Source organism: Vibrio sp. Vb1166, assembly GCF_033338695.1.
Taxonomy (GTDB): domain Bacteria; phylum Pseudomonadota; class Gammaproteobacteria; order Enterobacterales; family Vibrionaceae; genus Vibrio; species Vibrio alginolyticus.
The window spans coordinates 39,072-52,894 of record NZ_JAWOTE010000028.1 but is presented as its reverse complement, the minus strand read 5'-3'; the positions used below and the strand labels follow the sequence as shown (position 1 = coordinate 52,894).

The window sequence follows — 13,823 nt, the reverse complement described above, 5'->3', positions numbered from 1 at the left end:
TGGCGCTGGACTAAACAAAGGCCCCCTTTTAGGGGGCTCACACAAAGCCACCTTCTTTAGAAGGTGGTAATTTACTTCTTATGCGCCGTTTGCTGTAATCAGATTGTTTCGGTTTGGCATCGAGAGTGAATACTGATGCTTGGTTTTTGGTTCTCGTTAAGTGATTAGAGTGGTGATGAAATCCCCGTTGTAGGTCATTGTTGAGTTAAAAATAAGCAAAAACAGATTGTTAACTATTTCACTGGTTGAGATTTACCCTATGCTATAAACGATAAGCGACTCAAAGTAGGGAAAGGTATGAGAGAAAGGGTTCTGTTTTTTGATTTATTGCGCTGCTTCGCAGCGGTAGCAGTGATCGCCATTCACGTCTTGGCACCGTATCGAAATGAGTTAGGAGTGATTCCATTTGACCAATGGCTGACAGCGGTAGGCGTGAATAGCGTAACCCGCTGGGCAGTGCCAGTTTTTATTTTGATCACCGGAGCGCTAATGCTCAGTGACACTCGACCATTTGACGGTAAGTATTATATCAAAAGGCGTTTGGGCAAAGTTTTAGTTCCATTTCTTATTTGGTCGATGTTTTATGCATACCTTTCAGGCTGGACTTCTCAAGGCTTTGATTTTGAAACCGTAAAAGAGGTATTAAGCAATAGCCCATTCCACGCAACGTATTACCATCTCGGCTTTTTCTATTACTTTATACCACTGTATTTTGTGATTCCGCTGTTTCAATGGATGGTACGCAACGTGGATGACAACGTCTTGTATACCTATCTCGCATTTTGGCTTTTCACCAGCACTCTGTTCTTGTTCAAGATTGATGGCCCTTGGAGTAATCAGATGTGGCTTTATATGGGTTACCTTCCACTGGGGTATGTTTTATTTCAAAAGGTACCTTTGAATCGCTCTATGGTGACCTTATTTGTTGGGCTAGGACTCGTGGCGTTGGCAGTGACCTTTACGATGGTTGTGACAAATAGCTTAGAGGCGGAGAAGTATACGGTTGGGCGCTGGCTCTCTTATAAAACACTGAATGTGATTCTAGCGGCTTCGATGATTTTTATGATCGGGCGTTACTTTGGTGAAGGCTTATCACCAAAAGTACAAAAAGCGGTCAGTGTGATCAGTCAGCACAGCTTGGGGATTTACTTACTTCACCCTATTTTCTTATGGCCGATGAAAGAGTTCGGTTGGTACACAGGACATCCTGCTTGGGTGATTCCAGTCTGGATCGTTCTAAGTGGATCTGGAGCCTTGGCGATGAGCTATCTCTTTTCTCGTTCTGCCAAGACTCGTTGGTTACTGCCTTAACGTTTGATAGCGAAGTGAAGGAACTTGTTGCCGCGATAGGTCAGTGTTCCCTTATCTCCAGGGTTGAGTGCATGGTAGTAATGCACTCCAATTTGGAATTCACGCTTTGGACCGATAGAACCACGTTGAACGTAAATCCAATACTCTTGATCGTCTTGACCTGGTGGTGCGTTTGGTATGTCTATCGCTTGTTTATCTAAAACCGTTACCTGCGCGCTTTGCTCTGGAGCGTCTTCGCCCACATAGTGCTTACTATAAAAACGGAAAAACACCCACGCGCCCAAGGCAATAAGGGCGAATAGGGCGAAAATAAGTGAGATTGGCATATTAACCTCCAATGTTTTATCGGGTCCCATTCTACAGAACTCGCTGACGAAACGATGAGTTGAGGTAACTTATTCATAATCTAATGAAAGGGACATGAATTTTATTCGGCGCACTTCACGGTTTATCTCAATGGGGACGCGATGAAATTGTTGCTTCATCTGTAAGCTACGTCACTAAAGCTGAACTAAGCAGCTTTCACTTGTCTGGCTATATGAGCTCAAGGGCACAAATTGAAAGTAAAATTGCACTTAACGGCTCGAAAAAGCTCTAAATTTATAGAAGAATAAAAATAATGAACATAGGAAGGGTCTGGTAAGGAGGGTTACGATGTCAGATATTGAAAAAGTAGTCATGCGTACCCGAACGATCGAAAAACTTTTGCGTACTCAGTACCATGCAGAAGGGAAAGGGTTGCACCAACTTATTAATAGTTGTGAAGAACGTTTACCGCATGACGTGATAGCAAAGCTTCGATTCATCGCAACCGTGCGTAACAAAGTGGTGCACGAAGACGATTACAAGCTGGATGATCGTAAAGGCTTTATGGCGGCATGTGATGCTTGTGAAAAAGAGCTGACACCAAGAAGCTCTCGCTTTATTTGGCGTACAGCAATTTTGCTAATGACGTTGATTACGCTGGCCGCTCTTGGTTTCTACTATATGCACTGGGATATTTTGTCTAAGCACATTCAGTAGAGCTATACAGATAAATAAAAAAGGACGCATTTGCGTCCTTTTTTATTTTAAATCATTGGGTTAGTACATCATTGGCAGTGTCATTAAACCCACAACCACTGCAATCATAACCAGCCCTTGTTTTTGAGAAGATGAAATCATAACACTACCCCTTAATCTTTGATGAACTCGATGAATTTAATATAGCACTGTTTTTGGGGTTTGATCAACATATGCTCGTTAATCTTTTCAAAAACCACACTTAACTTGTCTGGTTTTACGTGATTCTGACTAATGAAACTATGTTTTTTGTGCTGCATTTAAAGTGTTCACATTGTTTTATTTCTATCCTTTTTTGTTTTAAGTATATGATTTTATAATGTTAAATGGTTTGTGGTGTTGGCTTTGTAATTGTTTTTTGTTTCGAATGGTATGTTGGGTGTTTATTTTGTCTGTATTTCTCAAAAATTGAGAAAATTAAAAAATGTGCTATGAGGTTGCATCGTCAAATCGAAAGCATGGAGTGAGATTTTCTTACCTTATGAGAAAATATGGGCTTCAAAAGTGTTTAGTGATTTTATGGTTTATGAAGTCCGCACTTTTATCTGTTATTGAAATTATGGTTTTATTTATCATTGACTTACTTTTCTTGTCTGATGTTTTTTTTACTGAATTAAGGTCGGTTTTCTTAGTTTTTACCCCTAGTCATCAGTGGTTTCTCCTCTCTTAGAGCGCTACTAAGACTATTTTCTATTTTGTGTCTGTTATTTATTCTTGTTGCCTGCATTACATACATCCTGGTGGTTTAATCGTCAGTTTGTGAAATGGCGGCTTACCTGGAGCACTTATCTGTTTTTCAGTTAAATAGTTTTAGAAAGCGTTGGTTATTGTGTCGTGTGATTTGATGGGTTCGGCTGATGAGCAAAGCTTGGCCCCAATGTTTAGTGGCATCATTCAGGCTCATCGGCTTTATTATTACGTAGGCTGAGGGTTACAAAATGTTTCGAATCGCTAGCGAGATCCAACTTTCGTAGATTGTGTCTTTACATCAAAACTGGTCTACCTAGACTAGCGGCGAGTTTAAGTAAAAGGTGTATACTGCATGTGGAGTTGGCTGGCGATAGGGCTATCAGGTGTGTATTCCGTGTTGGGAGCAAAGCAAGCTAACCCGACACAATCCCTCGTGTTTAAAATCTTTACTCTGCTACTTCTTCTTGTGTTGGTGTTAACTCAAGGTGCATCCGCAACATATACCTACTGGATTGCGGGTGGGCTTATTGTGTCTATGGTGGCAGATACGCTGCACTCGTTTAAAACTCGTAAGCTAATCTATTTTACGGCTTATCTGGTTGCCCAGGTATGCTACAGCAAGTCATTTTGGGTGCAGCTTAATGGTGAGATTGTCTGGTGGCTGTTGGCCCTGCTGCTTGCAGCGAGTATCGTGGCGTTCTTTTTGTTGCTACCTCAACTCGACTCTCTGGTATTCCCTGTTGTGATCATGGGGATGATGCTGGTTCAACTTGCTTGGGCAGCCGGTGAAGTTTGGTTACAAGTGCCGAGTTACGCCAATGCTATCGGCTTTAGCGGAACCTTAGTTCTCATCTATTCGGCGCTGGCATACGCGATACACGGTTATCGAAAACCGATGAAACACGCCTATTTGTGGGTGAGTGGCAGTTACTTTTTTGCTCATGCCCTCATTGTTGCCTCAATCATTTACTAATTTAAGTCAAAGCAGCTCTTGAGGATTTCAGTAAACTGAACGCATTGTTCTTAATAACTGGAGTCAATAATGAGTGAAATCCATGCTCACGGGCTGCTAAACCTACTTAGAGAAACACCAATGGATCGCGAAGCCCTCACACAGCACTTTGGTGCTAGCGTTCGCTTTCACACCTGTAAACTGAATGATCTAGACTTAGATGCATTACTAGCATTTTTGCTCAAGCGCGACAAAATTCGTGAGCTTGAAGGTAAGTTTGTGGTCAATATGGCGCGAGTTTGCAATCACTAAACGGCGGCTAAGATCGAGGGTGACTATGGTGTTTTCGCCCTCAGTCATATACTCATGTTGTCAGTTTGCTATACACTGGCCGCCATTTTTTAGGTGAGGCCAGAATATGGACATTCTTTCTGCAGCGACCATGCTGTTTCTAATCATGGACCCTCTCGGTAACTTGCCGATTGTGTTGTCTATTCTCAAACATATCGATCCCAAGCGTCGTCGTAAGGTATTGATTCGTGAACTACTGTTTGCCTTACTGATTTTGATGTTGTTTCTGTTTGCAGGACAAAGCATCTTAAGTTTTTTGCATGTCCAGCCAGAAACGCTCAGCATTTCAGGTGGCATTATTCTCTTCATTATTGCGATTAAGATGATTTTCCCGAGTGCTGGCAGCATCACTGGACTGGCAGCAGGCGAGGAGCCCTTTATTGTTCCGATGGCCATTCCTATGATCGCGGGCCCTTCAGTGATTGCAGCCTTGCTTTTACTGTCTTCGCAACATCCAGAGAAAATGTTGGAAATGTCAGCATCAGTCGTAATTGCGTGGGGCGCAACATTTTTTATACTGATGTTTTATGGCTTCTTTAATCGCTTGTTGGGTGAACGTGGCTTGAAGGCGGTAGAACGCTTAATGGGCTTGTTACTGGTGATGATCTCCACTCAAATGTTCTTGGATGGTGTAAAAAGTTACATTGGGTGACGAACGAAACGCAGAAAAAAAGCCGCTCACAAGAGCGGCTTTTTCGTATCTGAGCGATTACATCATGTGTTTACGACGAATATCGAGTAGGGCAAAAATACCAAAAATCAGGATTGAATATTTTTCCCAACTGCTCATTTTTATTTTGTCGCCAAATGCACCAATGAAGATGGCCATTTGTAAACCGTGCATGATGAACAAAAAAGCGGTCATGATGTATAGCGCAATCGCGGCATTGCCGGGAAAGGGCATAAAAATATTTAGGATTAATACTAACCAAACAAAGGCGATAGCCGCTTTGGCCAGCATAATTAGTGCTTTCATTTAAGTATCCTTTTAAATCGAGGCGTTATGCGGAGGTACGTTCGTACAGACGATAGCTCACTTGGCCTGCTGTTTTTTCTCGATGTAATTGCCAGTTTTCTGGTAAGTCGGCAATATTGAGTTCTTTTTCTGTTTCAATATAAATCATCGCATCTTCCGCGAGCCAGCCATTTTGTTCTAGCAGAGCCACGGTCTCATCCAATAGACCTTTGCGAAACGGTGGGTCAATAAACACCACATGATGAGCAGAACCCGGTTGCTTCAAAAAACTCAGTGCGTCGGTATTTACCACTTGGATGTTGTTCGCGTTAAGAGAGGCAACATTCTTTTGTAACTGTTGGAAAGCTTGTGGGTTTAGCTCAACCATGGTCACTTGCTCTGCTTGGCGCGAAGCTGACTCAAATCCCAAGCCGCCAGAGCCAGCAAACAAGTCGAGACATTTTGCCTGTGGTACATCTTGAGCTAACCAGTTAAACAGCGTTTCTTTGACGCGATCTGTCGTGGGGCGTAAGCCTTCAGCATCGTGTACAGGAAGTTTTCTGCCTCTCCATAAGCCACTAATAATGCGAACAAAGCCCGTTGTTGGCTTTTTTTGTGATGAGTTTTGCTGGCGACGTCTTACCATAGATTTTTTGACCGCTAATAAAGTGATACTATATCTAATCGCCCAAGCAATGAGCTTGGAGCTTGGATACAGCCCAGAATATTCAAGATGACAGAGTGTAACACTAATAAGATTAGAATTACCTAATCGGAAAGTTTTCAGAACTTTGTCATTAGCCTTTTTTAGACAGATAATAATCTTGTCAAAAAAGAGTCATTAATAGATAAAAGAACAATCTAGGATAGCCCCAGATGACGGAAAAAAAGAAGCGCGGATTACTTTCGTGGCTAGGTTTTGGTGACGAAGAACAAAGCCCAAAACCAAAAACTGAAGAAACAGTAAAAGAAGAAGCAGTGGAAGCGCCTTCTGAAGAGCAGCAAACCGAAGCGGTTGCTGAGCAAGCGGAAGCAACGCCAGAACTTGAAGAAGAAGCGAAACAATCAGAGGCTGCCCCAGCAGAAGCAGAAGCAGAAGCAGAAGCAGAAGCAGAAGCAGAAGCAGAAGAGCCAGAAGTCGTATCGGCCGCGCCTCGTGTTCAAGAACAAGAAAAGCCAACAGAAAGCTTTTTTGCTCGTCTTAAACGCAGCCTAAGCCGAACAAAAGCAAATATTGGTGCTGGCTTCTTCGGTCTGTTCAGCGGTAAGAAAATCGATGAGGACTTATTTGAAGAGCTAGAAGAGCAACTTCTTATTGCTGATGTGGGCATGAATACCACAACAAAAATTATCAACAACCTGACAGAAAAAGCCACACGTGGCGATCTGAAAGACGGCGAAGCCCTTTATGGTTTGTTGAAAGAAGAAATGGCTGAGATTCTTTCTAAAGTCGAACAGCCACTAGAAATCGATAGCAACAAAACGCCTTACGTCATCTTGATGGTGGGTGTAAATGGCGTGGGTAAAACCACGACCATCGGTAAGCTAGCGAAGCAGTTCCAAACTCAAGGCAAAAAAGTGATGCTTGCAGCGGGCGATACTTTCCGTGCCGCAGCGGTTGAGCAGTTACAAGTGTGGGGTGAACGTAATAATGTTCCTGTGATTGCTCAACATACTGGCGCAGACAGTGCCTCTGTTATCTATGATGCGATTGAAGCGGCAAAAGCACGTGGTGTGGATGTGGTGATTGCTGATACAGCAGGTCGTCTACAGAACAAAGCGAACCTAATGGAAGAGCTGCGTAAGATTGTACGTGTGATGAAGAAAATTGATGACTCTGCACCACATGAGATCATGCTAACGCTTGATGCAGGTACAGGACAAAATGCCATTAGCCAAGCGAAACTTTTCAGTGATGTTGCCCCTCTAACCGGGATTACTTTGACTAAGCTGGATGGTACAGCCAAGGGCGGCGTAATTTTCGCTATCGCTGATCAGTTCGGTATTCCAATTCGTTACATTGGTGTGGGTGAAGGTATCGAAGACTTGCGTCCATTTGAAACTCAAGAGTTTATTGACGCACTGTTTAGTCGTGAAGAATAAAAAGAGTTAGAGGAAATCAACGGTGATCAAATTTCAGCAAGTAAGCAAAGCTTACCGAGGTGGTCGACAAGCACTGCAAAAAGTCGATTTTCACCTGAGGCGCGGTGAAATGGCGTTTTTAGGCGGACATTCCGGGGCTGGTAAAAGTACCTTGCTGAAATTGATCTGCGCGATAGAGCGACCAACCGATGGCAAAATCCATTTTAATGGTCACGACATCACGCGTATTCCAAGCAAAGACATCCCTTTTTTGCGCCGCAATATTGGGATTGTTTTTCAAGATCATCGCCTATTGATGGATCGCAGTGTGTACGACAATGTCGCTCTGCCAATGCGTATCGAATCGATTTCTGAAAACGAAATCAAACGCCGTGTTTCTGCGGCGTTAGATAAAACGGGCTTACTCGATAAAGCTCGTTGTCTACCTAGTCAACTTTCTGGTGGTGAGCAACAGCGCGTCGGTATTGCCCGTGCTGTGGTTAATCGACCAACGTTGCTGGTGGCTGATGAGCCTACGGGTAACCTTGACCCAGAATTATCCAACCGTGTGTTGCGTCTATTCGAAGAATTTAACCGTGCGGGCGTGACTATCCTACTTGCCACGCACGATGTGGGGTTAGTAAACACTCGCCCACAGTATCGTCATTTTGAATTGAACCAAGGCTTCCTAAGTGAGGTAGAAGACTATGGCAGGTAACAAGCACTCCCAAAAGAAGGGGAAAGGCCGCAGTGCCAAGCGTGCGAATACCGATGGTTTTTTCTCTGTCCACGCAAAACAAGCTAAATCCTCTTTTAGCGCCTTATGGCAACGACCACTAGGCAACATTCTGACCCTAGCGGTCATCTCCATGGCACTTGCCATGCCAGCTTGTTTGTATCTATTGGGGAAAAACGTTGCGGGGGCAGCGGAAGATGTCGCTTCTCCTTCACAAGTTAGTGCTTACTTAGTTGAAGGTATGCCGGATGCGCGAGTGATGGTTCTCAAAGATCAAATTGAAACTTGGCCTTTGGTAAAAGAGGTAGAGTATATTTCACCGCAACAAGGTCTATCTGATTTAAGCCAATATGCAGGGTTCGACCAAGCTATCAGCCTCTTAAGTGGCTATGCGCTACCTGGTGTGTTGGTGATTACGCCAGATTCGGAACTAAAAAGTGATATTCAGTCATTAGCCAAAGACGTTCGAGAGCAACAAGATGTGACCGACGTGAGACTTGACGAAGACTGGCTAGCGCGTCTTGATGCCATCAAAACTCTCGCGAGTATTATTGTCATTACCCTGACAGTGCTGATGCTCGGTGCGGTATTTTTAATCGTTGGCAATACATTGCGATTTAATGTGCTGGCGAATAAAGAAGAGATTCAAACCATGAAACTGATCGGTGCGACGGACAGTTTCATTCTGCGCCCTTACTTGTACACAGGTATGTGGTTTGGCGTGTTAGGTGCCACTATTGCGTGGTTGGTAACGGCTTTAGTGACCATTGTCATGAATAGTGCGGTGGAAGACCTTGCTGCGTTGTACGATAGCCAGTTCCGCCTGATTGGTCTAAGTTGGGATGAATCTTTGTTACTAATCATCATTGGGAGTCTTTTGGGATGTATTGCGGCGCGCTTTTCTGCGCAACGACATTTAAAAGAAATTGAACCAGTTTAAGTGATGGCGGTCTTATTACTTGGATTTCATTAGCACTAGCTAATTTTGAACCCTTGCTTAGACCAAATGTTTATGGATAATTGCTTCCCCTTCTTGAAACTTGTTCATTTTGAGTTCAAGATATCGAAGCTAAATTGCAATGTAATGCTCCAGATCAGAGATTGATGAGGAATTGAATGACAAAAGAAGCGTATCCGATGGCTCTAGTCACGCAAGATAGCCTTGATAGCTATATTCGCTCAGTAAACAGCTACCCAATGCTGACTGCAGACGAAGAGCGTGAGCTGGCAGAACGATTACACTATAAAGGTGAGATTGAGGCTGCAAAAGGTCTAATTCTTTCGCACCTACGATTCGTTGTTCACGTTGCTCGTGGTTACTCTGGCTACGGTTTGCCAATGGCGGATCTTGTGCAAGAGGGTAACATCGGTCTAATGAAAGCCGTTAAGCGTTTTAACCCAGAAGTAGGGGTTCGCTTGGTTTCTTTTGCTGTCCACTGGATCAAAGCAGAGATCCACGAATACGTGCTACGTAACTGGCGTATCGTGAAAATTGCGACCACTAAAGCGCAACGTAAATTGTTCTTCAACCTGCGTAAGTCGAAAAAGCGCTTGGGTTGGTTTAACAACGGTGAAGTGGAAACCGTTGCGCGCGAGTTAGGTGTTGAGCCTTCTGAAGTTCGCGAGATGGAATCACGCTTAGCGGCGGTGGATTCAACCTTTGATATGCCAACTGATGAAGACGACAGTTCAAACGCTTACACAGCGCCGATGCTATACCTAGAAGACAAATCGTCTGATGTGGCCGACAACATTGAAGCCGCCAACTGGGAAATGCACACCAACAATCGCTTGGGTCATGCATTAGCGAGTTTGGATGAGCGTAGTCAGCGCATCGTGCGTTCTCGTTGGTTAGATGATGAGAAAGCAACATTGCAAGACTTAGCTGATGAGTTCGGTGTTTCTGCCGAGCGTATTCGCCAGCTAGAAAAAAATGCAATGAAGAAACTAAAATTGGCCGTGGGTGAATTTTAATTTCCACTGCTAATTGAAAGTAAGATTTTCATAGAAAGCCGAGATCATGTGATCTCGGCTTTTTTATTGTCGATCGAAAATCGATAGCGTTTGCGATCCGGATTTTATGTGCTACCTGTGTATAACTCTGTGAAGTAATTATTTATCAACTGTTCGAAACCCGGACAAAACAAGGGATTCAAGCACTTTTCCATCTGGGGATAGCTATAGATATACACACAGTTAGATCAGGATCATCACTACATATTGTGGATCAAAAGATCCAAATACACTTTATCAACGCAATTCACAGCTTTATCCACAAATGGTTGGAATGTGTACACTTTTGAAAACCCTGATTATCCATGTGTCTAAGTTTGCCGTTGGATAGGTTACAATAGCGGCAGTATACCCAAGCAGCTTCAAATATGGATTTTATGCTGTACCACGGGTGCTGATTAGTACGTTAGGTTCGAGGTTGCTTGGGTATATTAATAAGACAATGAGAAAGTAAATGGATCAGTTTAAGCATATCGATGTACAAGGTGCGCAAGCGCTGCTCGAGCAGGGTGATGCGAAGCTTGTAGATATCCGTGACCCTCAATCGTTTGCCGTTGCGCATGCGGAGTCCGCGTATCATTTAACTAACGATACGATCGTTGCGTTTATGGATGAAGTGGAGTTCGAACAACCTATTCTAGTGATGTGTTACCACGGCATTAGTAGCCAAGGTGCGGCGCAATATTTGGTTAACCAAGGCTTTGAACAGGTGTACAGTGTAGATGGTGGCTTTGAAGCCTGGCATCGAGCAGAACTACCGATAGTGAGAAGTTAATGAAGAGATTGGTAACGTTAAATAATCCACGTATGGCGCAAGCCTTTATTGATTATATGGCCTCTCGCCAAATTGACATCGAAATGATGCCAGAAGGGGATGGGCAATTTGCGCTGTGGCTGACTGATAGCCAGCATGAAATAGAAGCGGAAGCCGAACTTAAGCAGTTCCTTGCTAACCCGTCTGATTCAAAATACAGCGCCGCCTCGTGGGACGTTGCCGATACTCGTAAGAGCACATTTCATTATTCCAGCCCGAGTATCATAAGCATGGTCAAAGCGAAAGCTGGCCCCATGACTTTGCTGATCATGACAGTCTGTATCATCATCTACTTGTTACAAATGTTTGGCTTTGGCAATGGCGTGTTTAAGTTGTTGCACTTCCCGGCTTTTGAGGGGCAACAATGGCAAGTGTGGCGATGGCTAAGTCATGCGTTACTGCACTTTTCAGTAACTCACATCGTGTTTAACTTACTATGGTGGTGGCAGTTGGGGGGCGACATCGAACGTCGTCTCGGTTCCGGTAAGCTATTGCAACTCTTTGTGGTGTCGGCAGCGCTTTCAGGGGCAGGCCAGTTCTATGTTGAAGGGGCTAACTTCGGCGGCTTGTCTGGTGTGGTCTATGCACTGCTTGGTTATTTGTGGATACTGGGTTACCGCTTGCCACATTTAGGCCTTACGTTACCCAAGCCAATTATCGTCTTTATGTTGGTATGGTTAGTTCTTGGTTTTGTGCAGCCATTTATGGCGATTGCAAACACCGCTCACTTAGTTGGGCTACTGTCGGGGATGGCGATTGCGCTGTTTGATTCAGGCAAGATGAAATACCAACAGCAAGCCTAAAGCAGATGAAATGAAAAGACCGCTCAAGAGCGGTCTTTTTTTATGTTCAAAACGGATTTGGGTTTATTGATAAAGGTATTTTGTAAACAACAAATCGGCAATGATGGTTTTACCTGTTTCAGGCAAAAGTGTTTCGTTGAGGGTCGTCACTAAGGTTTTGCGCAGATCTTCTCGGCCAGAAAGGGACTTAATCGTATCTTCTGTTTGCTTACCCAGTAATTCAATCACTGCATCGCGAATCAAAGGTTGGTGATGCTCAACAACTGATAAATCTTGTTGACTCATTACCATGATGTCGATGCGCACTTGCACATAACCTAACTTTTTGCCTTTGGTGTAAAAGTTAGTAGTGAGATCAGGCTCTAGGGTAAAGTATGCCAACTTAGGTCCAGCTTCTTCCGTTTCAGCCCAACTTGGTGCGGCGAATAGTATGGTTAACGCAAAAATAATTTGGGCTATATAACGTTTGTACATATTTCTAACTTTTCTTTCTCTGGATCGCGATATTCGAATCGCTTCAGTCTTGATACAATGGGCCGTCTATAACAAATAACGGAACTTACGGTTACATACATTACTATGGACGGTAAGTTGTTGCTTTATTGTACGCATAAAGCCTCCAATTGAATACTAGTATGAATCAGCCAACATCACTCTATCTTGCTTCTTTATTGGAAGTAGAGTGGCAAAACCCCGAAGAATTCGAATTTCCAAATGAATTTGCCAAGCATTGGCTTGAAGAGCAAGGGTCTTTGTCACGTCGTTTAAAACAGCACTGCCAAGCGTTAACGGTAGAATTGCTACAAAATCAGATCGTCACTGCAGCGACATTAAAACAGGACGAAAGCCAGTTATTGTCCGAACAAGATTGCTTACTGAGAGAGGTAATTTTGTGCGGTGACAATAATAACTGGGTTATTGGGCGGACATTGATTCCTCGTTCAACCTTAGTTGATCAGCAGTATGATTTGGCTCAACAAGGGGATATCCCATTAGGACTAACTGTGTTTAGCGCAGATAACGTTGAGCGGGACTCTTTGCAAATGGGATGGGTAGCCGTACCAGAAGGACGTTTGTTAGCACGACGCTCAAGGTTGTGGATGAATCACAAACCGATGCTAGTCGCCGAGTTATTCTTATCTAATTCACCAGTTTACGCTAAGGAGACAGTGTAAATGTCCGCAGAAAAAGCCAAAGCATATTGGCAACTGATGCGCATGGATCGCCCGATTGGTTCACTGTTACTGATGTGGCCAACGATTTGGGCGCTAATTATCTCAGCCCAAGGAATGCCAAGTTGGGATGTATTCATCGTGTTTGTATTGGGTGTTTTCCTAATGCGTAGTGCGGGGTGCGTGATTAATGATTTTGCAGATCGCAAAGTCGACGGCCATGTAAAGCGTACTAAGCAACGTCCACTGCCATCAGGGAAAGTGACAGCAAAAGAAGCGATTGGATTATTTTTGGTTTTGGGTATCAGCTCGTTTTTGTTAGTGCTGACCATGAACCCGCTGACGATTCAGCTATCCTTCGCTGGCATTGTGTTGGCGTTCATCTATCCATTTATGAAGCGTTACACTCATATTCCACAGCTATTTTTAGGCTTGGCTTTTAGCTGGGCGATTCCAATGGCGTGGGCTGCACAAACTGGGGAATTACCATTAATTGTTTGGTTTTTGTTCCTCATTAATGCTTTGTGGACCATTGCGTACGACACTCAATATGCGATGGTAGACCGAGATGATGATCTAAAGATTGGCATTAAATCGACGGCAATTCTGTTTGGTCGTCATGACAAGCTTATTATTGGTGTGTTGCAACTGATTACACTCGCGATGTTGGTTTGGTTAGGGCAGTTCTACCAATTGGGACAAAGTTACTACTGGACCCTTTTGATTGCAGCGTCGTTGTTTGTTTATCAGCAGCACTTAATTCGTCACCGTGAGCGTGAGTTGTGCTTTAAGGCTTTCCTTAACAACAATTATGTTGGCATGGTGATAGCGATAGGGTTACTGGTCGCATTTTGGTAAGCGAAGAAATAGAAAAAGGCATCC

17 protein-coding genes are annotated in these 13,823 nt (G+C 43.7%); 13 read left to right on the top strand and 4 right to left on the bottom strand.

Annotation, left to right across the window (positions count from 1 at the left end):
- The first annotated feature begins 297 nt into the window (after nucleotides 1-297).
- Entirely contained in the window at nucleotides 298-1,311 is a 1,014-nt protein-coding gene (locus tag R7E51_RS20540; RefSeq protein ID WP_017821298.1) for an acyltransferase, read from the top strand.
- Here R7E51_RS20540 and R7E51_RS20535 read toward each other — a convergent pair.
- Nucleotides 1,308-1,637: a DUF2500 domain-containing protein gene (locus R7E51_RS20535; RefSeq protein WP_005378719.1), complete on the bottom strand. Its 330-nt coding sequence runs from the start codon at nucleotides 1,635-1,637 to the stop codon at nucleotides 1,308-1,310. The two genes, R7E51_RS20540 and R7E51_RS20535, sit on opposite strands and share 4 nt — an antisense overlap.
- 328 nt (nucleotides 1,638-1,965) lie before the next feature.
- Between R7E51_RS20535 and R7E51_RS20530 the strand changes: the two genes are divergently transcribed.
- The 4 genes from R7E51_RS20530 to R7E51_RS20515 all read left to right on the top strand — a co-directional run bounded on the left by R7E51_RS20530 (nucleotide 1,966) and on the right by R7E51_RS20515 (nucleotide 5,018).
- Nucleotides 1,966-2,334, top strand: coding sequence for a hypothetical protein (locus tag R7E51_RS20530; protein WP_005378717.1), 369 nt, complete (start codon nucleotides 1,966-1,968; stop codon nucleotides 2,332-2,334).
- A 1,081-nt stretch (nucleotides 2,335-3,415) separates the two neighbouring features.
- The gene (locus tag R7E51_RS20525; RefSeq protein WP_005389670.1) at nucleotides 3,416-4,036 is read left to right on the top strand and encodes a lysoplasmalogenase; all 621 of its coding nucleotides are present in this window, start codon (nucleotides 3,416-3,418) and stop codon (nucleotides 4,034-4,036) included.
- 69 nt (nucleotides 4,037-4,105) lie between these two features.
- Nucleotides 4,106-4,327 carry a YecH family metal-binding protein gene (locus R7E51_RS20520; protein WP_206958455.1) on the top strand — a complete coding sequence of 74 codons (222 nt, stop codon included), beginning with the start codon at nucleotides 4,106-4,108 and terminating at the stop codon, nucleotides 4,325-4,327.
- Between the two features lie 106 nt (nucleotides 4,328-4,433).
- Complete coding sequence (locus tag R7E51_RS20515; RefSeq protein WP_005389671.1) at nucleotides 4,434-5,018, top strand: YhgN family NAAT transporter; 585 nt, start codon at nucleotides 4,434-4,436, stop codon at nucleotides 5,016-5,018.
- A 57-nt stretch (nucleotides 5,019-5,075) separates the two neighbouring features.
- Here the strand turns inward: R7E51_RS20515 and R7E51_RS20510 are convergent, their stop codons facing one another.
- Both R7E51_RS20510 and rsmD read right to left on the bottom strand, forming a co-directional pair.
- Nucleotides 5,076-5,342 carry a DUF1145 domain-containing protein gene (locus R7E51_RS20510; RefSeq protein WP_005378704.1) on the bottom strand — a complete coding sequence of 89 codons (267 nt, stop codon included), beginning with the start codon at nucleotides 5,340-5,342 and terminating at the stop codon, nucleotides 5,076-5,078.
- A 25-nt stretch (nucleotides 5,343-5,367) separates the two neighbouring features.
- A complete protein-coding gene (gene rsmD, locus R7E51_RS20505; protein ID WP_005378702.1) occupies nucleotides 5,368-5,967 on the bottom strand; it encodes a 16S rRNA (guanine(966)-N(2))-methyltransferase RsmD in 600 nt (199 codons plus the stop codon).
- 230 nt (nucleotides 5,968-6,197) lie between these two features.
- On the opposite strand from rsmD, the gene ftsY reads away from it, so the two are divergent.
- The 6 genes from ftsY to glpG all read left to right on the top strand — a co-directional run bounded on the left by ftsY (nucleotide 6,198) and on the right by glpG (nucleotide 11,769).
- Nucleotides 6,198-7,424, top strand: a complete 1,227-nt coding sequence (ftsY, locus tag R7E51_RS20500) for a signal recognition particle-docking protein FtsY (RefSeq protein ID WP_017821295.1) — start codon at nucleotides 6,198-6,200, stop codon at nucleotides 7,422-7,424.
- Nucleotides 7,425-7,446: 22 nt separating this feature from the next.
- Nucleotides 7,447-8,121, top strand: coding sequence for a cell division ATP-binding protein FtsE (gene ftsE, locus R7E51_RS20495; protein WP_005393800.1), 675 nt, complete (start codon nucleotides 7,447-7,449; stop codon nucleotides 8,119-8,121).
- Complete coding sequence (gene ftsX, locus R7E51_RS20490; RefSeq protein ID WP_005378695.1) at nucleotides 8,111-9,079, top strand: permease-like cell division protein FtsX; 969 nt, start codon at nucleotides 8,111-8,113, stop codon at nucleotides 9,077-9,079. The genes ftsE and ftsX overlap by 11 nt, the downstream gene beginning before the upstream one ends.
- Before the next feature lie 176 nt (nucleotides 9,080-9,255).
- On the top strand, nucleotides 9,256-10,113 hold the full coding sequence (gene rpoH, locus R7E51_RS20485) for an RNA polymerase sigma factor RpoH (protein WP_005378693.1): 858 nt from the start codon (nucleotides 9,256-9,258) through the stop codon (nucleotides 10,111-10,113).
- Between the two features lie 493 nt (nucleotides 10,114-10,606).
- Nucleotides 10,607-10,927, top strand: coding sequence for a thiosulfate sulfurtransferase GlpE (gene glpE, locus R7E51_RS20480; protein WP_005378691.1), 321 nt, complete (start codon nucleotides 10,607-10,609; stop codon nucleotides 10,925-10,927).
- On the top strand, nucleotides 10,927-11,769 hold the full coding sequence (gene glpG / locus R7E51_RS20475) for a rhomboid family intramembrane serine protease GlpG (RefSeq protein ID WP_017821294.1): 843 nt from the start codon (nucleotides 10,927-10,929) through the stop codon (nucleotides 11,767-11,769). The genes glpE and glpG overlap by 1 nt, the downstream gene beginning before the upstream one ends.
- Before the next feature lie 63 nt (nucleotides 11,770-11,832).
- Here the strand turns inward: glpG and R7E51_RS20470 are convergent, their stop codons facing one another.
- The gene (locus tag R7E51_RS20470) at nucleotides 11,833-12,243 is read right to left on the bottom strand and encodes a flagellar basal body-associated protein FliL (RefSeq protein ID WP_005378687.1); all 411 of its coding nucleotides are present in this window, start codon (nucleotides 12,241-12,243) and stop codon (nucleotides 11,833-11,835) included.
- Nucleotides 12,244-12,404: 161 nt separating this feature from the next.
- Between R7E51_RS20470 and R7E51_RS20465 the strand changes: the two genes are divergently transcribed.
- Together R7E51_RS20465 and ubiA are read left to right on the top strand one after the other, a co-directional pair.
- Complete coding sequence (locus R7E51_RS20465; RefSeq protein WP_005378686.1) at nucleotides 12,405-12,944, top strand: chorismate lyase; 540 nt, start codon at nucleotides 12,405-12,407, stop codon at nucleotides 12,942-12,944.
- Entirely contained in the window at nucleotides 12,945-13,799 is an 855-nt protein-coding gene (gene ubiA, locus R7E51_RS20460; RefSeq protein WP_005378684.1) for a 4-hydroxybenzoate octaprenyltransferase, read from the top strand. It abuts the gene before it with no gap.
- The last annotated feature ends 24 nt before the right edge of the window (nucleotides 13,800-13,823 follow it).